The sequence below is a fragment of the Salegentibacter flavus genome (genome assembly GCF_900115145.1).
Lineage (GTDB): Bacteria > Bacteroidota > Bacteroidia > Flavobacteriales > Flavobacteriaceae > Salegentibacter > Salegentibacter flavus.
The window spans coordinates 1-21,497 of sequence record NZ_FOVL01000010.1; the positions used below are offsets into that span (position 1 = coordinate 1).

General features: G+C 40.8%; 17 protein-coding genes and 1 rRNA gene. 16 read left to right on the top strand and 2 right to left on the bottom strand.

Annotated elements, in window-relative coordinates; genetic code table 11:
• Positions 1 to 141 precede the first annotated feature (141 nt).
• Positions 142 to 250, top strand: a 5S ribosomal RNA gene (gene rrf / locus BM266_RS08995).
• 184 nt (positions 251 to 434) lie between these two features.
• On the opposite strand, the gene BM266_RS09000 is transcribed toward rrf, so the two are convergent.
• Complete coding sequence (locus tag BM266_RS09000; RefSeq protein WP_093408586.1) at positions 435 to 1,322, bottom strand: bile acid:sodium symporter family protein; 888 nt, start codon at positions 1,320 to 1,322, stop codon at positions 435 to 437.
• Between the two features lie 137 nt (positions 1,323 to 1,459).
• Between BM266_RS09000 and BM266_RS09005 the strand changes: the two genes are divergently transcribed.
• The 10 genes from BM266_RS09005 to BM266_RS09050 all read left to right on the top strand — a co-directional run bounded on the left by BM266_RS09005 (position 1,460) and on the right by BM266_RS09050 (position 10,966).
• Positions 1,460 to 1,978: a c-type cytochrome gene (locus BM266_RS09005; RefSeq protein ID WP_093408588.1), complete on the top strand. Its 519-nt coding sequence runs from the start codon at positions 1,460 to 1,462 to the stop codon at positions 1,976 to 1,978.
• An 88-nt stretch (positions 1,979 to 2,066) separates the two neighbouring features.
• Complete coding sequence (locus BM266_RS09010) at positions 2,067 to 2,660, top strand: fasciclin domain-containing protein (protein ID WP_093408591.1); 594 nt, start codon at positions 2,067 to 2,069, stop codon at positions 2,658 to 2,660.
• Positions 2,661 to 2,699: 39 nt separating this feature from the next.
• The gene (gene nosZ / locus BM266_RS09015; RefSeq protein ID WP_093408593.1) at positions 2,700 to 4,667 is read left to right on the top strand and encodes a Sec-dependent nitrous-oxide reductase; all 1,968 of its coding nucleotides are present in this window, start codon (positions 2,700 to 2,702) and stop codon (positions 4,665 to 4,667) included.
• A gap of 89 nt (positions 4,668 to 4,756) precedes the next feature.
• Positions 4,757 to 5,371 carry a hypothetical protein gene (locus BM266_RS09020; protein WP_093408837.1) on the top strand — a complete coding sequence of 205 codons (615 nt, stop codon included), beginning with the start codon at positions 4,757 to 4,759 and terminating at the stop codon, positions 5,369 to 5,371.
• 15 nt (positions 5,372 to 5,386) lie between these two features.
• Positions 5,387 to 5,830: a nitrous oxide reductase accessory protein NosL gene (locus BM266_RS09025; RefSeq protein WP_093408596.1), complete on the top strand. Its 444-nt coding sequence runs from the start codon at positions 5,387 to 5,389 to the stop codon at positions 5,828 to 5,830.
• A 1-nt stretch (position 5,831) separates the two neighbouring features.
• On the top strand, positions 5,832 to 7,073 hold the full coding sequence (locus BM266_RS09030) for a nitrous oxide reductase family maturation protein NosD (protein ID WP_093408598.1): 1,242 nt from the start codon (positions 5,832 to 5,834) through the stop codon (positions 7,071 to 7,073).
• On the top strand, positions 7,067 to 7,774 hold the full coding sequence (locus BM266_RS09035; RefSeq protein WP_093408601.1) for an ABC transporter ATP-binding protein: 708 nt from the start codon (positions 7,067 to 7,069) through the stop codon (positions 7,772 to 7,774). The genes BM266_RS09030 and BM266_RS09035 overlap by 7 nt, the downstream gene beginning before the upstream one ends.
• Positions 7,767 to 8,549: an ABC transporter permease gene (locus BM266_RS09040; protein WP_093408603.1), complete on the top strand. Its 783-nt coding sequence runs from the start codon at positions 7,767 to 7,769 to the stop codon at positions 8,547 to 8,549. Before BM266_RS09035 ends, BM266_RS09040 begins: the two co-directional genes overlap by 8 nt.
• A gap of 80 nt (positions 8,550 to 8,629) precedes the next feature.
• Positions 8,630 to 9,352, top strand: a complete 723-nt coding sequence (gene ric / locus BM266_RS09045; RefSeq protein WP_093408607.1) for an iron-sulfur cluster repair di-iron protein — start codon at positions 8,630 to 8,632, stop codon at positions 9,350 to 9,352.
• 402 nt (positions 9,353 to 9,754) lie between these two features.
• On the top strand, positions 9,755 to 10,966 hold the full coding sequence (locus BM266_RS09050) for a hypothetical protein (protein ID WP_139220615.1): 1,212 nt from the start codon (positions 9,755 to 9,757) through the stop codon (positions 10,964 to 10,966).
• Here the strand turns inward: BM266_RS09050 and BM266_RS09055 are convergent.
• Positions 10,963 to 11,559, bottom strand: a complete 597-nt coding sequence (locus BM266_RS09055) for a Crp/Fnr family transcriptional regulator (RefSeq protein ID WP_093408612.1) — start codon at positions 11,557 to 11,559, stop codon at positions 10,963 to 10,965. The genes BM266_RS09050 and BM266_RS09055 overlap by 4 nt on opposite strands.
• 234 nt (positions 11,560 to 11,793) lie before the next feature.
• Here BM266_RS09055 and BM266_RS09060 point away from each other — a divergent pair, with 234 nt between their 5' ends.
• From BM266_RS09060 to BM266_RS09080, 5 genes are all read left to right on the top strand, one after another.
• A complete protein-coding gene (locus BM266_RS09060) occupies positions 11,794 to 13,464 on the top strand; it encodes a DUF6377 domain-containing protein (protein ID WP_093408614.1) in 1,671 nt (556 codons plus the stop codon).
• Positions 13,465 to 13,675: 211 nt separating this feature from the next.
• Positions 13,676 to 16,708 carry a SusC/RagA family TonB-linked outer membrane protein gene (locus BM266_RS09065; RefSeq protein ID WP_093408616.1) on the top strand — a complete coding sequence of 1,011 codons (3,033 nt, stop codon included), beginning with the start codon at positions 13,676 to 13,678 and terminating at the stop codon, positions 16,706 to 16,708.
• 12 nt (positions 16,709 to 16,720) lie between these two features.
• The gene (locus tag BM266_RS09070) at positions 16,721 to 18,196 is read left to right on the top strand and encodes a RagB/SusD family nutrient uptake outer membrane protein (protein ID WP_093408619.1); all 1,476 of its coding nucleotides are present in this window, start codon (positions 16,721 to 16,723) and stop codon (positions 18,194 to 18,196) included.
• A 17-nt stretch (positions 18,197 to 18,213) separates the two neighbouring features.
• Positions 18,214 to 19,686 (top strand): SusE domain-containing protein, encoded by a 1,473-nt coding sequence (locus BM266_RS09075; protein ID WP_175494784.1) that lies wholly within the window; start codon positions 18,214 to 18,216, stop codon positions 19,684 to 19,686.
• A gap of 10 nt (positions 19,687 to 19,696) precedes the next feature.
• Positions 19,697 to 21,472 (top strand): endo-dextranase, encoded by a 1,776-nt coding sequence (locus BM266_RS09080; RefSeq protein ID WP_093408623.1) that lies wholly within the window; start codon positions 19,697 to 19,699, stop codon positions 21,470 to 21,472.
• Positions 21,473 to 21,497 lie beyond the last annotated feature (25 nt).

Consider the following 21,497-nt stretch of genomic DNA (forward strand, 5'->3'; position numbering starts at 1 on the left):
TGATGCGATTCCCACACCTGCAAGGGTGTGGGGACTTGAATGCTTGACCGCAGTACTTCTTTATTTTTTGTTTCTTAAATATGTCAACTCATTAGGAGGTAGATAAAGACCGAAAGGGTCTTTATGCTACACTCAAAGACTTAAGGTGGTTATGGCAACGGGGCTCACCTCTTCCCATTCCGAACAGAGAAGTTAAGCCCGTTAGCGCAGATGGTACTGCTATTTGTGGGAGAGTATGTCGCCGCCTTTCTTTTAAGACCCTTACATTAATTTGTAAGGGTCTTTTTTTTGGAATATTATGTAGGTCCCGCTACGAAGCGGGATTCATTCCTATAGCTTTTCACTCTGCGTGCAAGCACTTGTATTCAAAAGGGGGGGCATTAATAATTCTGGGACTAAATGTTTTCAGTAAATAATTAATTCTTACTCTTTTATTAATCTACTTTCTTTATTCTATTGTTTAAATAAACCTTTATTCCCCAGGCGATTAAAAATGTGGTGATTAAGGAAAAACTACTATAAAGTACAGCAACCAGGCTTAGGTCTTTATCCTTCAAAATCTGGTTGGCGATAAACAATGCCAGTACACTGTTTTGCAGCCCCATTTCAATGGCGATCGTATATGCAGCTTTATGTTCCAGGTGGAGACGCCGGGAGCTGAAATAACCGGTTGCGATAGTAATAAAATTCAGCAGAAAAAGAGGAATAAAAAGATTAATGTGATCCAGATAATTTACTTCCTGCTGCGATTCGTCAAAAAAGATTACCGCTAAGAAGGCTATTAACATAATGCCCGGAAGAATATACTTCAATGCCTGATGGAATTTATCTGTGAATTTATGACCAAAATATTCATTCAGCAGGATTCCCAGGCTTATTGGTAAAATCACTGTTAGAAAAACATCTTGCATCGTATCGGTAAACTTAAGTTCGAACTGCTTAGTATCACTTCCCAGTAGAAGGAAACTTAGTTGCATCACAAAAGGAATGCTAAAAACTATTATAAAACTGTTGAAAGCTGTAAGGGAAACTGATAGTGCGACCTTGCCCTTTAGCATTTTTGTTACCAGGTTAGATGCAGTGCCACCGGGGCAAGCCGCCAGTAACATGAAACCGACCTTATATATCTTACCCATAGGCCAGAAGTAAACCAGAGCGAACGTAAGTAGAGGTAAAAGTATTAACTGATTCCCCAAGCCTGTTAATACTGGCCTGGGATGAGTGAAGACCCTCCTGAAATCCCTAAAACAAAGTTCTAAACCTATCCCCAACATTATAAAGGCTATGGAGAGAGGTACAATAATATTCACAACCTCTTGCATATTAGTTTTTTACTTCAGTAGCTAAGGTAAGATAATCATCTTCTTAAATTTTTGTACCTTCATATGTATATGACTTAAGTCATAAAATAGAAGGGTAATACCCGGTAATTTTACAACTAATTAAATATCTAATAATTATGAAAAGTTTGCTAAAAACAACTGGAATTTTTGCAGCAATGCTGCTAATGTTTTCTTGTGGAGATTCAGAGAAAAAAGAAAAAGATGAAATTCGTTTAGACGACTACAAGGAGGCACCTGCTCCTGAAGCAAAGTCTGCCTCCCAGGATTCAGAGGCCGATAGTGGAGATGATCTTTCCAATAAAGGAATTGGCCCTATAGACAACCTTTCTCTTGATGATGACATTGATTCCGATATGGCTGCAAAGGGAGGAGATATCTTCAAAAATATGTGTTCTGCCTGCCATAAGATGGACAAGAAATTTGTAGGTCCTCAAATCGCTGGTGTAACTGAAAGACGTTCTCCTGAGTGGATCATGAACATGATTCTTAATCCTGAACAGATGATAAAAGAAGATCCTATTGCTAAAAGACTTTTGATTGAATCGAATATGGCGGTAATGGCTAACCAGGGACTCGCTGAAGATGAAGCTAGGGCAATTCTTGAATACTTTAGACAATATGATGAGAAAAACTGATGCTTCTCATATTTTTCTAAGCTTTTCTGCTATAAATTCGCAATGAATTAGCTTTTTAATTGAATAAATCTAACCAAACCAACAAATGATGAAATCAATTCCCTTTTTAATGATGATTTTCCTGCTAATAAGTTCTTCAGTACTTATTGGATGTAAGGATAACACCAATGATGAGAGTGAGACTCCTGCCACAGCTGACGAAACAAGTAACGATGCTGCTTCAAATAGAGGTCAGGCTTTTATTGATGATGACAGTGCTACCCCAAATGCCTTACGCCTGGCCATGGACTCTGAGGATCATACAACTTTGGTTGCCGCAGTTGAAGCTGCAGGGGTTGAAAACTCTCTGGTAAATGTAGGTCCGCTTACGGTTTTTGCTCCAACAAATGCAGCTTTTGATAAACTCCCTGATGGTACCGTTGAAGATCTGTTAAAACCTGAAAATAAGTCTAAACTGGCTTATATCCTTAAAAATCATGTCGCGCCCAGCAATTATCCAATTGATATGCTTGAGAAAAATATAGAAAAAGGCCGTACCCTTTATATGGCTTCCGGAGAAAATGTAGATGTTAGCAAGGAAGGAGATGATATTATTGTGGGTGGAGCTAAAATTATCGGTACCGTTAAAGTAAGTAACGGATGGGTACACGTAGTTGAAGACGTCATTTTACCAAAAGAATAATCAATCCAATTTCAAACAATAAATTAAAAATCCAATCTAATGAAGAATATTTTAAAAATCGCGGTCCTGGGTGTTCTGGGACTATTTATCCAATCATGTGGCAATGGTGGGTCTTCTGATGAGAAATCAGGAGCCATCACCTCTAATGCAGCAGAACGTGTTTACGTAGCTCCGGGGGAGCACGATGAATTTTATGCATTCCTTTCCGGAGGATACAGTGGTAATCTTACCGTATACGGTTTACCTTCAGGAAGAATGTTGAAGGAAATTCCTGTTTTTTCTCAGTTTGCTACTAATGGTTATGGGTATTCTGAAGAAACAGTCCCAATGTTAAATACCTCATATGGATTCGTGCCATGGGGAGATGCTCACCATCCCGATATTTCTCAAACTAACGGAGAACTTGATGGACGTTGGGTTTTCATCAACGAGAACAATACTCCAAGGATAGCACGTATTAGCCTTGAGACTTTTGAGACCGAAGAGATTATCGAGATTCCTCACAGTGCAGGAAACCACTCTTCATCTTTTGTTACTGAAAATACGGAATATGTGGTAGCCGGAACTCGTTTCTCCGTGCCTTATCCACAAAAGGATATGCCTATCAATGAAATGAAAGGTAACTTTAAAGGCCCACTTACTTTTATCGCTGTTGGCGATGATGGAAGGATGAATATTGATTTCCAGCTAAAAATGCCTGGATTCAACTACGACCTTTCACATCCTGGACGTGGAGATTCTCACGGGTGGTTCTTCTTTACCACTTATAACACCGAAGAAGCTCACACTTTGCAGGAAGTTAACGCTTCTCAGAATGATAAAGATTTCATTGCTGCTGTAAACTGGAAAAAGATCCAGGAATATGTAGAAAATGGAGGTGGAGAAGAGATCGCTGCAGAATATGCACATAATGTTTTTGATCATAGTACCCAGACTGCTACTTCCACGATGGAAGATAAAGTTCTTACTGTAGATCCAAGAGAAGTAGAAGGAGCCGTATTCTTTATGCCAACTCCAAAATCTCCTCACGGTTGTGATGTAGATCCTTCAGGAGAGTACATTGTGGGTAATGGTAAACTTTCTACCGACCTTACTGTTCACTCTTTTTCTAAAATGATCACTGCAATTGAAAATGAAGATTATGAGGGTGATGCTTACGGAATTCCAATTCTTAACTTCGAGTCTACACTTGCAGGAACTGTTAAAGAAGGAGGTCTGGGACCACTGCATACCGAATTTGACGGAGAAGGAAACGCCTATACTACATTCTTTATCTCCTCTGAAGTTGTTAAATGGAAATTGGGAACCTGGGAAGTGCTTGACAGACAGCCAAGTTACTACTCTGTGGGTCACAATATGATTCCAGGAGGTAACTCAAGAAAACCTTTCGGAAAGTATATGATCTCTATGAACAAGATTACTAAAGATCGTTTCCTTCCTACAGGTCCTGAGTTGGAACACTCTGCACAATTATATGATATTTCCGGAGATAAGATGGAACTTCTGTTAGACTTTCCAACTCACGGAGAGCCTCACTATGCTGCCGGTATTCCTGCAGATATGATTAAATCTAAGTCTCAAAAAATCTACAGATTGGATGAGAATGAGCACGAATATGCCGCTACCAGTGAGTCTGAGACAAAAATGGTGCGTGATGGTAATGAAGTTCACGTATATATGACTACAGTGAGAAGTCACTTCTCACCAGATAACCTTGAAGGTATTAAAGTTGGAGATAAAGTATTCTTCCACGTTACTAACCTGGAGCAGGATTTTGATGTACCACACGGCTTCGCTATGATTGGTGCAAACACTTCTGAGCTCTTGATTATGCCCGGACAAACCAAAACAATTACCTGGGAACCCAAAAAAGAAGGGGTATGGCCATTTTACTGTACCGACTTCTGTTCAGCTCTTCATCAGGAAATGCAGGGATACGTAAGAGTATCTGGCCAGAATTCAAATGTGCCATTGAAATGGACTTTGGATGATGAAGAGATTAATTAGTTTATTTAGTTGAAAACTGGTTGTTTTTAGATTGAGAAAGGCGGGTGGATGGAAAATTTACCCGCCTTCTTTTAAAAATCCCCTTCACAATGAAAAAATCAGGAATTTTAATGGTAATAGGTTCAGCCTTACTGCTTGGCCTGTTTATCTATCCACTCTGGAACATACAACTGGAAGCGCCACAGTATCCAGATCCTCTGGGGATGAATATTTATATAAGTGGAATTCAGGGCGAAGAAGAATTTGATATTCAGAATATAGATGGTATAAACCACTATATTGGGATGAAAAAGATCCCTAAGCCTGCAGAAATGTGGGAATTTAATGTCTTCCCTCTGGTAATAGGTGGAATGGCCGGTCTAGGTGTCCTTCTGGGAATCCTGGGCTTCTTTAAAGTTATAGGTCCAAACTGGTTCTTAGGTTGGCTCATATTAATGACCGTTTTAGGCATTTTAGGAATGATGGATTTTAATAACTGGCTTACAGACTACGGAACTGATCTTGATCCTAAAGCCATTATGAAGTTAACCGACTCTGAAGGCAACCCTTTAAGCTATAAACCTCCACTCTTCGGATCTCAAAAGATTCTTAACTTTACCGCGCATTCCTATCCTAAAGCAGGTGCCTATTTGATGTTTGCAGGAATGTTACTAACTTTAGTCGCCTGGTGGGTTGGAAAAAAATCCCCAAAAGGTAAGAGCTAAAGAAAAATTAAAGCTATGAAAAAGATAATTTACCTCTTTGTGCTGGGGCTGTTCACCGCATGCAGCAGTGAACCCCAACCTATAGACTACGGCAACGATAACTGTAACTTCTGCGAGATGACGATTGTTAGTCAGGCTTATTCGGCGCAGGCAGTGAGTCAAAAAGGGAAGCAATATAAATATGATGCTATAGAATGCATGGTTAACGACCAGCTTCAGCATAATTATGATATGGCCGTAAATTTGGTTGCCAATTTTGAGCAACCGGGAACTATGATAGATGTAAATAAGGCCGGATTTGTTATAAACGATAGTATTAAATCTCCTATGGGCGGCAACCTGGCTGCTTTTAAAAAAGAAAGTCCTGTGATTAATGATGGATCTGAAGGAACATTTAGTTGGGAAAAATTAAAGACCCATTTCCTTCAAACCGATTCATTAACTACAAGTTACCAATAACATGGGAAGATTATTTATTCTTTTTTTATTGCTCGGTTTTGCAACAACAAGCATTCATGCACAGGAGATCGAGGTCTGTAAAAGTTGTGAGGTAAAGACCATTCAGGCTGCCGTAGACATGGCCGAAAATGGTGATGTTATCAGGATTAAAAGCGGTACCTATAAAGAACACGATATCACCATTATCGATAAATCTCTTACAATCATCGGGGAAGGTCTCCCGGTGATAGACGCCGAAATGGAAGGCACAGCAATAAGCATAAGAGCAGAAAACTTTTCTATTGAAGGCTTAAAGATTATCAATGTAGGAAGGAGCCATACTAATGACTTTGCTGGTATCCTGGTTTCAAACTCCAAAAATTTTGAGGTAAAGAACAACAGGTTGGACCAGGTGTTTTTTGGTATCCTGTTAGAAAGATCTTCAGAAGGAATTATTTCCGGGAATAAAGTTACCAGTAATGCTAAAGACCAGGCTACTTCAGGAAATGGTGTGCATATATGGAAATCGGAAAAAATAACCGTAAAGAATAATGAAGTAATTGGTTTAAGGGATGGTATCTACCTTGAATTTGTGAATAATTCTGAGATCATTGACAATCTCTGTAAAGATAACTTACGTTATGGACTGCATTTTATGTTTTCAGACAATGACCTTTATAAAGGCAATATCTTCGAGAATAATGGAGCCGGAGTAGCAGTGATGTATTCCAAATTTATTGATATGCAGGATAACCAGTTCAGAAAAAACTGGGGCAGCGCCTCCTACGGACTTCTGCTGAAGGAGATAAACGATTCAGAATTAAAAAATAATATTTTTGAGGATAATACTATAGCTATTAGTGCCGATAATACCAACCGAATAAATTATATCGAAAACGATTTTAAGAACAACGGCTATGCGATTAGGATTCGCGGTGCTGTTTACGACAATATTTTTGAGCGGAATAACTTCCTTTACAACTCCTTTGATGTAGCCTACACCGGGAGGCTTAATGATAACAAATTCAACAATAATTACTGGAGCGGCTATTCTGGCTACGACCTGGATAAAGATGGGATAGGGGATGTGCCTTTCAGGCCGGTAACTCTTTTCTCCTACCTGGTGAACAGAACTCCGGAGGCAATCGTTCTGTTAAGAAGTATGTTTATAGATATGCTGGACTTTTCAGAGAAAGTTTCTCCTATTTTTACACCGGCCGATCTTATCGATGAACAACCCCAAATGAAAAGAATCCAATGGTAAGTATTACAAATCTGCATAAAAAATTCGGTTCCCTGGTTGTCCTGAATGGGCTTGACCTTCAAACTCCCGAAAGCGGGATAATAGCTGTATTAGGGCCAAACGGCTCAGGGAAAACCACGCTTATAAAAAGTATCCTTGGGATGGTAGTACCCCAAAAGGGAGAAATTGAAGTTAATGGTCAAAGAGTAAAAAAACACTGGAATTACCGTAAAGATATAGATTACCTGCCACAGATCGCCAATTTCCCCGGCAACCTAAGGGTTCAGGAACTTATTGATATGATCAAGGACCTGCGCGGAAAAGTAGCGCGGGACCGGGAACTTATTGATCTCTTTAAACTGGAACCTTTTCTGGATAAAAAGCTTAGTAATCTTTCGGGAGGGAGCAAGCAGAAAGTAAACCTGGTCTTGTGTTTTATGTTCGATAGTCCGTTAATTATTTTGGATGAACCCACATCCGGGCTGGATCCTGTTTCACTTATACGCCTGCGGAAGCTTATTCAGCAAGAAAAAGAAAAAGGGAAAACTATCCTGATCACCTCGCACATTATGAGTTTTGTTGAAGAAATATCAGACAGGATCGTGTTTTTGCTGGAAGGCAAAATCTATTTTAATGGAACCGTGGAAGAGCTAAAAACCTCTACAGGAGAAAAAGATTTCGAACACGCCATTGCCAACATCTTAACCGAGAACCATGCTTAAAATATTAAAATATAGTTTTTACGATCTATCCCGTAGCCGCTGGAGTTATGTGTATTTCTTTTTTTACCTGCTTTTAGGGGTAGTGCTGTTGTTTTTGAACAATGATCTCTCCAATGCGGTAATCACGCTAATGAATGTCATTATTATCCTGGTACCTCTTATCGGGACTATCTTCGGAGTCATGTACTTTTATAATTCTCGGGAATTCACAGAGCTCCTCCTGGCACAACCGGTAAGAAGAAGCTCTATATTTTTAGGTCAATATCTGGGCGTGGCTATTTCTCTGTCTGCCAGCCTTATCTTTGGATTAGGTTTGCCATTTATTATATACGGCCTATTCCAGTCTGGTGCGATTTGGGATTTTGCTTCTCTTTTGATTTCAGGAGTTTTTCTCACCTTTATTTTTACCGCTATAGCCTTTAATATCGCATTGTCCCATGAGAACAAGATAAAAGGCTTTGGCCTGGCAATCCTGGTTTGGCTTTTTTTGGCAGTGGTTTACGACGGCCTCTTTTTGTTATCGCTGGTGTACTTCCAGGATTATCCGCTGGATAAGTTCTCCCTGGTGGCGAGTATGCTTAACCCCATTGATCTTTCCAGGATACTTATCCTGCTGAAACTGGATATTTCAGCTTTGTTGGGTTATACCGGTGCAGTCTTCAAGCAGTTTTTCGGAACAGGTTTGGGGGCATTTACCTCTATTGTCGTGCTTATTCTCTGGGTGATATTTCCCGTTTGGAGAATAAAGAGGATCGCTGCAAAAAAAGATTTTTAGAAAACTTTCCTTTTATGACTGCGCTCATATAATTTCCCCTGTTAAGATGTGATATTTACATCGTGATTTAGACAAGGAATATGAATACCATAAAAGATAAGACAGTAGCAGAGTTAGTTACTGACAACATAAAAAATGCTCATGTCTTTAAGAAATACGGAATTGATTTCTGCTGCGGAGGAGGAGAGAAACTTGAAACCGCATGTAAGAGGAGAAAAGTAAGCCTTGAAGATATTGAGAGAGATTTGCTTAATGCCTACAACAATGGTAGCAGGGAGTATAAATATAATACCTGGGAACTGGATTTCCTATCTGATCATATAGTTAATGTCCACCATCAATACGTGGAAGAAAGCATTCCGATGATGCTGAATTATTGCGATCGGGTAGTGCGTTCTCACGCAGGTGAACATCCCGAACTTAAGGAAATAGAGAAGCTGTTTCACCAATTGGCCGGAGAAATAAAAACCCATCTGAAGAAGGAAGAACTAATTCTTTTTCCCTTTATCAACAAGATGGTAAAAGCTGAAAAAGAAGGAACAAAGCTGGAGCGTCCGCCTTTTGGTAATGCCAGTAGCCCGGTAAAGATGATGGAGGAGGAACATGAGAGTGCAGGAGACCTTATCAGGAAAATAGCAGAGTTGAGTGATGGTTTCACTCCGCCGCAAGGAGCCTGTAACACTTATAAGGCCTTCTATTCAAAATTAGACGAATTTGAAAAGGATTTGTATTTACATATCCATCTTGAAAATAATATACTTTTTCCCAAAGCCATAGCCTTGGAAAAGAAAGTGATGATTTAGTTTAGTGATTGCAAGCCGGCTGTTTCAAAGTGGAATACTTTGCTTTGAAGCAGCCATTTTTGAGGAACTACCCATTATGCTTCTTGTGTTTCAGGAAGAAATGGAAACGTTTTTAAGATTAGTTTAGTGATTGCAAGCCGGCTGTTTCGTGGCTCACAGGTATAAAAAATTGATAAAACTTTACTGCCCCAATAGTATCGATCAATAAACCTGTCGCCCCGGAGCAGCCTTTTTGTTTGTCTTCCCGGTACGACCTACCCAAAGCTGAATTATACTTTAAATGTTACCTAAGTTATCCGAAATCGAATTTAATCCAGGTTAATTATTATCCATCGAAAGGACTGAAATACGTATGCCCGGTCCTGCTGAGAGATTCAGCTTTGCGATGCTAATTTTCCTATCTTGCGAATCAACATGATCGCCATAAGAAAGCATATCATCCTGGCCTTAGGATATTTTTTCCTGGTTGCCCTTCTGGGTGTGGTTTTAAGGTTGTTTTTCTTCGCCGATGTGCCTGCCACCTATAAATTTATGGTGCATACGCATTCTCACGTAGCATTGCTGGGTTGGGTTTATGTGGGGCTCACCAGTCTTATTTATATTCTTTTTCTTAAAGATGCCGGTATAGATAAGGTCTACCGAAGAATCTTCTGGTTTACCCAGCTCACGATCCTGGGGATGTTGCTAAGTTTTCCTTTCCAGGGATATGCCTTGTTCTCTATAGTTTTTTCCACGCTTTTTCTTGTCGCCAGTTACTTTTTTGCCTGGATGGTTTTCACGAAGACTCCAGTAGAATTCAAATCACGTTTCTCTTATAAATGCATACGCGCATCGCTCATATATATGATTATTTCCAGTATAGGCCCCTGGGCTCTTGGCGGAATTATGAGTGCCCTGGGAAGCACATCTATCTGGTATAAGCTGGCGATTTATTTCTATCTGCATTTTCAGTATAATGCCTGGTTTGTACTCGCTTTATGTGGGATGCTTTTTTTTATTGCTGAAAATAATAAGCTGAAAATCTCCCGCAGGGATTTCAAAAGCTTTTTTATCTTCATCAATATAGCCATCGTGCTCACATTTTTTCTCTCTGTATTATGGACACAACCAAATCTTATATTTTATAACCTGGCTGGAATAGGGGCGGTGTTGCAGCTATTCGTGTTTCTGAAATTTTACAGCATCCTGAAATCCGCCGGTCTGGGAAGTGTCATCATGCCTTTTTCGAAGCAACTTCTTGTTATTGCCGGTTGGGTGTTGGTTGTAAAACTCCTTGCGCAGTTGTTATCTGCCCTGCCATATTTTGCCGATCTGGCCTATAGAACCCCCGATTTCGTAATTGCTTACCTGCACTGGATCTTTCTGGGATTGATAAGTCCGGTTCTCTTCGCTTTACTGATTCATTTTAAATTGATGAGACTTTCGAAAATTGGTTTTTGGATATTCTTTTCGGGCTTTGTAATAACCGAACTTATTTTGCTCTATCGTGGTTTGGCGATGTGGCAGCGCTGGCAATTACCGGAAGATCTTGCGGTCTATCTTTTCGCGGGAAGTTGCCTCTTCCCAATCGGGATAGGCTGGATATTGCTAACCAAATTAAGAACGAAAGCTTAGCGAAATACCTTTCTTGATTTTATCTGTAATTCCCCTTTTTTTTCCAAAGATTTAGTAGCCCTAATAACCGTTTCTACCCGTAGCCCGGTTAGATCGGCTATTTGTTGGCGGGTGAGATCTACTTTATATGAAAAAGGCTCCTGCAATTTGTGTACGTGTTTCTTCAGGTAATCCAGTAAGCGTAGGATGCGGTGTTCGGGTTCCTGGGTAGAAAGTTCAGAAGCAATTATGGCTTTGTAATAGAGACGGCTGGCCAGGGTTTTAGTCAGGCCCAGGTGAATTTTGGGATGTGAGGAAAGCAGATCCAGAAATTTTAGTTTATGAAGTTTCAGTAGTACGGCATCGGTTATCGCTTCGGCATTGGCAGGATATTTTACATTGGCCAGCAAGGGCGGCTCTCCAAAGCTCTGCCCGCTAAAGAACATTCCCTGGACAAATTCTTTTCCATCATAATTGAAATTATTCATCTTTACTTCTCCCGAAATCACCTGGTAGTAATTATTTGCGTTTTCGCCTTCAGAAAAGATGACTTCCCCCTTGGGGTATTCAACCCGTTTGGCTCCAAAGTCTTCCAATACCTCTACAGGAATCATAATTTTTTAGTTTAGGATGCCTACAAAAATATGAGAAAATTAAGGAATAAGGGGGTATTAAAAAATGAATTTGAGAATGGGTGGAAAAGAAACCAAAAAAAATAATATTTCCTTTTCTGCTTTTCCATATACAAAGAAAAACTGGCATGATACCAAACTTTACTGATAGGGTTATATCTTTGATATATTGAAAAATTTATTTTTGCCGGAGCTTTCTTTTGAATTTTCAAAACGATGAAATTTTTTTTTAATTTTCTGATATCTTGTTTTTTCTTTTTTTCGATTTCTTTGTTCGGTCAGGAGGAGGAAACCCTGAATGCTGTTCTTGAAAACATTGAAAAAGCTGAGGAATATGACCGGGAAAAGGTAAATCGCATTGAGAATTTAAGAAATGAGCTTAACAATGTTGATTCTCTGGAACTTCAAAAACGGTATGAACTCAACCTCAAACTTTTTAATGAATACCGGATTTTTAAACAAGACTCCGCCTTTAAGTATGGTTTAAGAATCCGAAGTTTGGCAGATCAATTGGATAGCCTTCCTTTAAAGGCTACTGCGGTTGTCAATCTGGCAGACGTAAGTGTTTCTGCCGGAATGTATAAAGAAGCACTTGATTTTCTGGAAACTATATCCCCCGAGGAAATACCCGAAAACACCCGTTCTCTTTATTTTGGCCTGGCTGGGCGGCTTTACAACGAAATGGCAGAATATAATGCGCTTCCTTTCTTTGCTTTAGAATATCTGGAAACGGCACAAAATTATCGCGAACAGGCACTCCGGCTTGCAGAAGAAGGTACTTTCTTTAACTCGTTTTTAAAAGGATTTATAGAATACAAGCATGGTGACCCAAGGGCGGCCCTGCAGATTTTTGAATCGCTTTTAGAGCAAGAATTGGGATTAAGGGATCAGGCTCTGGTTCATTACAGCATGGGAGATATTTATTTCCAGTTAGGCGAAAAAGAAAAAGCTATTTTTCATTTTTCCAAAGCCTCTATTGCCGATATCAGAACTTCTACAAAAGAAACCCTAGCTATGATAAGGCTGGCTGAACTTACTTTTGAACGAGGAAAAACAGATATGGCTTCAGCTTTTATTAGAAAGGCCAATGAAGATGCCTCTTTTTATGGGGCACAGCAAAGAAAAATTCGTGTTGGGGCTATTTTGCCAATAATTGAAGAACAAATCGTGCAAAAGGTTGAAAAGCAACGGGAAGCGCTTTACCGGCAAAATGTTATTGTAACCTTCCTCCTGATCTTCGTTATGGGGCTGGCAGTTATCATTTTCTACCAGGTGATTAAGATGAAAAAGGCTCGTAAAACCATTGAAGAAGCACACCATACTCTGCAAGAAACCAATAAACGCATCATTTTGGTAAATGAGGAGGTAGAATCAAAGAACCAGCAACTTAACCGATTAAATGCACAGTTACAGGAGGCCAACAAGATCAAGGAAGAATACATTGGATTTTTCTTTACCCAGGATGCCGATATTTTTGAAAAATTCAGGGAATTCAAATTGAAAATAGAAGAAGATCTTAATGAGGAGAACCTAAAGAGACTTAAATATACTATCAGCAGTTTAAACCTGAAACGCGAAAAGGAAAAACTGATGAGGAATTTTGATGAAGCCTTTATTAAACTCTTCCCAAATTTTATTGAGGAGTTTAATTCCCTTCTTAAGCCCGAGGAACAAATTACTCTAAAAAAAGGTCAACTCCTTAATAAAGAACTCCGCATTTTTGCCTTGATAAGACTCGGAATTAAACACAACGAAATCATTGCGCAAATCCTGGGATATTCAGTGAACTCTATTTACACTTATAAAACCAAGATTAGAAAAAAATCGCGGTTGGATAAAAAGGATTTTGACGATAAACTAATCGAAAATACCACTCTTAAGCTCTAATCTTCTTTTATAACACCTCTTATTTTCTATATATTTCTGCATATATAATTTGTATTATAATCCTAGTAATCAGCAATTTATATTTTATTTAATCCTGAATTTTTCTATATGGATTTTTAAAAACCTAAAAGGAGTCCTTGATTTTTTCGAAGTTTGAGGTGTTATCATTAACTGACACATACACTTTTTAACAGACATTAAATTTTAGCAAATGCGAAATGAATTTAAAATTTTAAGAATTAGAGGACTACGGGCCAAAGTGACGTTGATGCTCCTTTTCTGCCTTCCGCTTTTTGCAGGGGCACAAGGTTCTGATATTACCGTTAGCGGGATTGTTCTCGACGAAACTGGAATTCCACTACCAGGTGCATCAGTAGTAGAAGTAGGAACCAATAATGGAGTGGTAACCGATTTTGACGGAAATTTTGAGCTTGTCGTGAGTGAAAACGCTCAACTGGAAGTGAGTTTTTTAGGCTTTGTAACGCAAACGTTTGAAGCTACTTCCGAAGAAGTTGAGATCGTGATGGAATCAGACGCCGACGCCCTTGAGGAGGTAGTAGTGATTGGTTACGGCCAGACTACTCAACGAGACCTAACAGGATCTGTTTCTTCTATAGATCTGGGTGATATTGAATCACAGCCGGCGTCAAACATTGGTGATGCCATGCAAGGTAGGGCTGCCGGGGTACAAGTAATTACCTCAGGTGCTCCGGGTACAAATCCCACCATCAGGATTAGGGGAATTGGTACTATTGGTAACAACGACCCATTAGTAGTGGTAGATGGAGTGCCACTAAATGGCGGATTAAATCAGGTGAACATGCAGGATGTTGAGTCGCTGCAGGTTTTGAAGGATGCTTCGGCCACTGCTATTTATGGTTCACGTGGAGCAAATGGGGTGGTAATCATTACCACCAAAAGCGGGAAAGACGGAAAAGGGCAGTTTAATGTGGAAGCCTTTTCAGGGATTCAGCATTCTACCGATATGATTGACGTTTTAAATGCCCGTCAGTTTGCTGAATTTAATAATGAAATGCTCTCCAATGCCGGATATGAAACAAATCCTGAATATGCTGATCCTTCTTCGCTTGGCGAAGGTACAGACTGGCTGGATGCCTTATTCACAACCGGAAGGCAAAACAATTTCACTGTTTCCTTCAGCAACGGGAATGAACATACTAAGGTGTATACATCGTTGAATGCTTTTGATCAGAAAGGTATCATTATCAATAATGATTACGAAAGGTACATCTTCCAGTTTAACAGTGAAACAGAGATCAACGATAATCTTCGTTTTGGGAATAACCTGAAAATGAATTATGATCAAAAGGAAAGTGGAGATACTAATATCAACAACGCGATTTTTTCACTTCCTACTAATCCAATCTATCGCGAAGACGGTGATTTCTCAGGACCGTTAGGCCATCCTTTGTATTACGGAGACATAGAGAACCCAATTGGTAAAGCAAATATTGTAGATAACTCTACTGAAGGCTACAATATTCAGGGATCTGTTTTTGCAGAATTAGATTTTCTTGAAGATTTCACCTTTAAAACCCTCTTTGGGGGAGAGACAAACTTCTGGTTTGGGAGAACCTGGGCCCCTTCCTATGAATGGGATGCGCATATTGGCCAAAACGAATTTTTGTCAGAATCTTCTAACCGGAGCATAACCCTGCTTTGGGATAATACCCTTACCTACGAAAAACGCTTTGATGACGGGAGTCGTTTTACCGGGGTTGTGGGTACCAGTGCCCAGGAGAACAGGTTTAAGACCATGGGTGGATCGATTCAGAATTTCGCCAGTACATCGACCCAGCAATTGGATAGCGGAACGGATCAGCAGGAAATTGGTGGAACCGAATCAGAATGGGCGATATTCTCTTATTTTGCACGCGGTACTTTTGATTTCCGTAGTAAATATTTATTAACTGCTACCGTTCGTCGTGATGGTTCTTCAAGATTTGGAGAAGGAAATAAATACGGAACCTTCCCTTCGGCTTCGGCAGCATGGAGACTTTCAGAAGAAGATTTTCTAGTTGATTCAGAAAATATCAACGACCTGAAAATTCGTGCCGGTTATGGTATTACCGGAAACCAGGAGATAGGAAACTATGCCTTTGCCTCTTCCTATAATACCAATCTATACAATTTCAACGGAAACCTGGTAACAGCTGCTGTTCCTACGGTTTTACCCAATGCTAATGTGCAGTGGGAATCCCAGAAACAATACAACTTTGGTGTGGATGCCACTTTGTTCGACAATAGAGTTGATTTAACCCTCGATCTTTACCGAAAAGATACCGAAGACATGCTCGTACCTATGGCGGTGCCGGTAACTTCGGGTTATTCTGATGTATTTGTGCCTTCTGTTAATGCAGGAAAGATTAGGAACCAGGGGGTTGAAGTATTGCTGACCACGCAAAATATCGAAAAGGAAAACTTTAGCTGGACCTCAGATTTCGTATTCACTTATAACGATAACGAGGTAATGAATATTAACAGCGATACGCCAATGACAACCGGTGGAATTGGGCTTAATTATAATTTAGCCAGAATTCAGCCAAATTATCCGGTGAATGTTTTCTACGGATTTGTTGAGGATGGAATATTCCAAACCCAGGAGGAAGTAGAGAATGGTGCCGTGCAAGTTGCCGGAAATGATCCTGCTACCAGTACCGCAGCAGGAGATATCAGGTACAAGGATTTAAATAATGACGGAGTGATTAATGACGATGACCGTACCATTATTGGTAATCCAAACCCCGATTTCACATATTCCTTTAATAATACTTTCCGAGTGGGGAATTTTGATCTTAATATTTTCCTTCAGGGAGTCTACGGAAATGACATCTTTAACGCAAATCGAATTTTTACTGAAGGTATGGCCGTTACCAGTAACCAGTCTACCGCGGTTCTTGACCGTTGGACTGGCGAAGGCACCAGCAACACCATGCCTCGTGCCATTTTTGGAGATCCTAACAATAACGCCCGCCCTTCAACACGCTATATTGAAGACGGTTCTTATTTAAGATTAAGAAACGTGAACCTGAGTTATAATATTCCGGTGGAAACATTTGCTGAGAATGCATTAAGCTCGGCGCGTGTTTATATCTCAGGCCAGAATTTATATACTCTGACCGACTATTCAGGATTTGATCCTGAAGTAGGTCCAAACGGAATAGATAATAACAACTATCCCGTTACCAGGACTATCTTGTTAGGAGTTAATGTTGGATTTTAAAAAGAAGAAACTATGAAGATTTATAAAATATTTTTATTGCTTGCTCTTGCAGTTATCACGGGATGCTCCGATGATTTCCTGGACAGGCAACCCCTGGATTCAATCAATACCGAAAACTATCCGGCAACAGCCGATGAGTTGGTGACCATTGTAAACGGTGCATACCAGCCAATGCAATGGCCAAAACTTTACAATATGAGGATGTGGACCACTGATATCATCGCCGGAAACAGCATTGTAGGTGCCGGTGGAGGAACCGATGGTATAGAAACCACTAATATGGCCAACTTTGTAACTTCAACCGATAATGCCGGGGCACTTGACCTTTGGCGTGGCCCATGGCCGGGAATTCTAATGTCTAATATTGTTTTAGATGTTGCGCCAACTATGGAAATCAACGAAGATATTCGCGACAGGTCAATGGGCGAAGCTTATTTCCTAAGAGCTCATTATTACAATATCCTTGCAACCTTTTTTGGGGATGTTCCTTTGGTAACCGTGCCGCAGAGTTCAGATGATGATCTGCTGCCGGAGAGAGACCCGGTGGAAGAAGTCTATGCGCAGGTTATAAACGATTTGACCGCAGCTGCTGAATTGCTTCCGCAGAAATCCACCTATAACGGCGAAAATCTTGGAAGAGTACCAAAGGCTGCCGCTTATGGATTGCTTGCCAAAGTACATCTTAGCCTTGGCAACTGGCAGGAGGCTGCAGACGCAGCAACCGAGGTGGAAAACCTTGGCTATGCGCTAAATGAAAACTATGCTGATAATTTTAGCATAGACAATGAAAATGGAATAGAGTCTATTTTTGAAGTTCAGTATACCGATGATGCCGGGGAGAATTTCTGGAGTAACGATAACCAGTCTTCCTGGACGAGCCCGTTCATGGGGCCAAGGGGAGCAAATTTTGTTGCCGGAGGTTACGGGTGGAACCAGCCTACCGAAGAATTCGTGAACTCTTATGAGGACGGAGATTTGAGAAAAGATGTCACTATTCTTTATGAAGGCGGACCGGAGTTTGACGGAAAAGAATATGACAGTGATTATTCACATACCGGATACAATGTGCGGAAATTCTTAGTGCCGCTTAGCGTAGTTTCGGCTTATGATAATAGTCCGCTTAATTTCCCGGTTTTACGTTATGCCGACATATTATTGGTGAAAGCTGAAGCCTTGAATGAACTTGGCCGTACCGATGAAGCCGAAGACTACCTGAATATGGTTAGAAACCGCGCCGGTCTTGAGGATGTCGCCCAGGGACTGGGACAGGAAGAATTTAAGGATGCAGTTCTCCACGAACGTAGAATTGAGCTCGCTTTTGAAGGTCAGCGTTGGTTAGATCTTATCAGGGTAAATAACGGGCAGTATGGTCTGGATTTCCTTCACTCGATAGGGAAAAACAATGCTTCAGAAAAACATTTGCTGTTCCCAATTCCCCAAATTGAGCTTGACAGGAATCCGAATCTTTCACAAAACCCAGGTTACTAACTTTAAAGTAAATGAACATGAAAAAATATTTAAACTTTCAACATTTATTCCTTTGGATGGTATTGCTGGGTACTGCTGCTTTCAGTGTATCCTGTGATAGTGATGATCTTTACGACCCATCTTTTGAGAATATAGATAACGAATTGCAACTAAGTATTTCAGAAGAATCGGTAGCCCTTTCTGAAGAAGATAAAAGCCGGGAACTGGAATTTATCTGGTCTACGGGAACAAATTACGGGACCAATCAGGGGATTTTCTACACCCTGGAAATTGACCTTGAGGAAAATGACTTTTCCTTTCCACTGGAATACGAACTCGGCAAAGAAACCTACGATTTTTCGCTTCGGTACGGAGTCTTAAACGATATTTTACAGAATACCTACGGCGTTGAAGCTGGAGATTCGGTTGATTTAACAGCCCGAATTACTGCCAGTGTGGGAGGTGAAGAAGATATGGACCAGGTAGACGTGGTTAATTTTACCGCCACCACCTATCAGCCACTTACTGAAGAACTTTATTTGATTGGAAGCGCCTCACCAAACGGTTGGGATGCTAATAATCCTATTGAAATGACCAGGCAGGGAGATGAAGCCGTATTCGAATACACCGGAAGCCTTAATGAAGGGGAGTTCAAATTCATCACCACTTTAGGTGAATTCCTTCCTTCTTATAACATGGGTGAAGACGAAAACAGCCTTTTCTACCGAACCTCAGATGATGAGCCTGATGATGCTTTTGAAATAACCGAAGCCGGGGTTTATAATATCGAAGCAAACCTCCTTGATGGAACAATTTCTGTTACAACCGTAGACGATCCGCCATTCAGTAAATTATACATTGTGGGAGACGGCACCGAAAGTGGCTGGACCGTTGATGATCCGGCTGAATTTGAACAAAATGAAGAAGATCCTTTCATCTTTGAATATGAAGGAACCCTTAGCCCCGGTGATATGAAGATTTTTGCAGGACCAATGGGCGACTGGTGTGGGCAATGGTACCGACCGCTCGAAGCAGGGCAGGACATCACCAATACCGATGTGGAACAGAATTCCGGTTGTGATGTAGATAATACCTGGAGAATAACCGAAGAAACCGAAGGCCGCTACAAGATTACCGTGAATACCCGCGACGAAAGTGTGGAAATAGAGCAGGTAAATCTCTACATAGTTGGAGATGGCGGTCCTAATGGTTGGGATATCAACAATCCTGAGCCAATGGAAAGAAGTGGAAGTGTTTATACTTATACAGGGCCACTTGGCGAAGAAAATGCAACCGGCGAATTCAAAATAGCCAAATTTAAGGGAGACTGGTGTGATGGTGAATGGATAAATTCAGCTTCAAACGGGCAGTCGATTTCAAACACCGAGTTTATCTATACACAAGGCTGTGACGGTCCCGACAATAAATGGAAGCTTCGGGAAGGCGAAGCCGGAGATTATATCATAACGGTAGATCTTGACGCTGAGACCATCAGTATTGAAGCACAATAGAAAATTGAAAATGATCTATAAAATCAAAAGATTTTCGGGGATGCTGGCGCTGTTTTTAGCAGCGCTGGTTTCCTGCGAAAAAGATGATGATGTTACCGGCCCGGAAAATTCGGGTAATGGAGGCGAACAGCCGGTTACCGAGATTTTTCTTAGTACCGACAAGGCAAGATATGATCCGGGGGAAGAAGTGGAAATTTCAGTTGATGAGTTTCCTTCCAATGCAATGGTGCGATATAAGCACCTGAATGAGGTAGTTGATGAGGAAAATCTTTCTTCGCAAACCTGGACCTGGACGCCCCCTTCCAACGATTTCAGAGGCTATATGCTGGAGGTGTTTTCCGAAGATGAAGATGGGGAAGAAGTGATACTGGGTACTGTAGCTATTGATGTATCTTCAGACTGGGCGCGGTTTCCACGCTACGGTTTTCTTTCAAAATTCGGGGATATTGTCGATGATAAGAAGGAGGGAATTATTTCTAACCTTAACAGGTATCATATCAACGGACTTCAGTTTTACGACTGGCACTATAAACCTCACGCACCTCTGGCCATGGAGAATGGTTCCCCGCAAGAGATGTGGAGGGATATAATTGATAGAGAAATCTATTTTTCTACGGTCGAAGATTATATCAACCTGGCGCATCAGAATAATATGAAAGCGATGTATTACAACCTGGCTTATGGTGCTCTTGACGACTATGAAGACTACGGAATTGGTGAAGATTGGTTCCTTTATAACGACCGGAATCAGGATCGTAAAGACAGGCACGAATTACCTCAACCGCCCTTTATCAGTGACATTTATTTAACCGATCCGTCTAATCCTGATTGGCTGGAGTACCTGAAAGATCAAAACGATCTGGTGTACGAGAACCTGGCTTTTGACGGCTTTCATATTGACCAGCTTGGAAGCAGGGACGATGTTTATGATTATAGCGGAAACCGTGTAGATCTTCCAAATGCCTTTGGAAATTTTATCGATGAGATGAAACAGGACGATGCTGAAAAAAGTATGGTGATGAATGCCGTAGATCAGTATGCACAGGAAAACATTGCCAACGAAGAGGTAGATTTCCTTTATACTGAAGTTTGGAGCGCAAACAGCTACGGAGACCTGACTGAGGTGATTACTGATAATTATGAGTATTCCAATAACGAAAAGCAAACAGTACTCGCAGCTTATATGAACTATGATCTGGCTGAGAATACCGGCCAGTTCAATACTCCGGGAGTGCTGCTTACCGATGCTGTGATTTTTGCATTTGGTGGGGCTCACCTTGAACTTGGGGAGCATATGCTGGGCAAGGAATACTTCCCTAACAGCAACCTCTCTATGAGCCGTGATCTTCAGGACAGGGTGACAAAATATTACGACTTTATGACCGCCTATGAAAACCTGCTTCGTGACGGAGGGGACTTTAATTATCCCGATGTTTCTACAGGTGACGGGAAAGTTAATTTTGGCAGCTGGCCTCCGCAAGCTTCCAATGTAGCTGTGGCCGGAAAACGCATCGGTAACAAACAGGTTATTCACCTGCTAAACTTTTCACAGGCTACCACCATGAACTGGAGAGACAACGAAGGAAATCAGGCCAGTCCTACTCCGATAAACAACTTGTTAGTGAATTTGCAGGAAACAGGCGATATCTCAAAAGTATGGTTTGCCTCTCCCGATTTTGAAGGAGGAGCTTCCATGGAAATCGAATTCAGCCCGCGTAACGGACAGGTTTTGGTGAGATTGCCTTACCTGGAGTATTGGAGTATGATTGTGGTAGAGTACAATTAATATAATAAGCTGAAATTAGCCGGGG

Coding starts and splice junctions, on each gene's coding strand:
- BM266_RS09000 (WP_093408586.1), bottom strand. CDS start 1,322: ATGCAAGAGGTTGTGAATATTATTGTACCTCTCTCCATAGCCTTTATA.
- BM266_RS09005 (WP_093408588.1), top strand. CDS start 1,460: ATGAAAAGTTTGCTAAAAACAACTGGAATTTTTGCAGCAATGCTGCTA.
- BM266_RS09010 (WP_093408591.1), top strand. CDS start 2,067: ATGAAATCAATTCCCTTTTTAATGATGATTTTCCTGCTAATAAGTTCT.
- nosZ (WP_093408593.1), top strand. CDS start 2,700: ATGAAGAATATTTTAAAAATCGCGGTCCTGGGTGTTCTGGGACTATTT.
- BM266_RS09020 (WP_093408837.1), top strand. CDS start 4,757: ATGAAAAAATCAGGAATTTTAATGGTAATAGGTTCAGCCTTACTGCTT.
- BM266_RS09025 (WP_093408596.1), top strand. CDS start 5,387: ATGAAAAAGATAATTTACCTCTTTGTGCTGGGGCTGTTCACCGCATGC.
- BM266_RS09030 (WP_093408598.1), top strand. CDS start 5,832: ATGGGAAGATTATTTATTCTTTTTTTATTGCTCGGTTTTGCAACAACA.
- BM266_RS09035 (WP_093408601.1), top strand. CDS start 7,067: ATGGTAAGTATTACAAATCTGCATAAAAAATTCGGTTCCCTGGTTGTC.
- BM266_RS09040 (WP_093408603.1), top strand. CDS start 7,767: ATGCTTAAAATATTAAAATATAGTTTTTACGATCTATCCCGTAGCCGC.
- ric (WP_093408607.1), top strand. CDS start 8,630: ATGAATACCATAAAAGATAAGACAGTAGCAGAGTTAGTTACTGACAAC.
- BM266_RS09055 (WP_093408612.1), bottom strand. CDS start 11,559: ATGATTCCTGTAGAGGTATTGGAAGACTTTGGAGCCAAACGGGTTGAA.
- BM266_RS09060 (WP_093408614.1), top strand. CDS start 11,794: ATGAAATTTTTTTTTAATTTTCTGATATCTTGTTTTTTCTTTTTTTCG.
- BM266_RS09065 (WP_093408616.1), top strand. CDS start 13,676: ATGCGAAATGAATTTAAAATTTTAAGAATTAGAGGACTACGGGCCAAA.
- BM266_RS09070 (WP_093408619.1), top strand. CDS start 16,721: ATGAAGATTTATAAAATATTTTTATTGCTTGCTCTTGCAGTTATCACG.
- BM266_RS09075 (WP_175494784.1), top strand. CDS start 18,214: ATGAAAAAATATTTAAACTTTCAACATTTATTCCTTTGGATGGTATTG.
- BM266_RS09080 (WP_093408623.1), top strand. CDS start 19,697: ATGATCTATAAAATCAAAAGATTTTCGGGGATGCTGGCGCTGTTTTTA.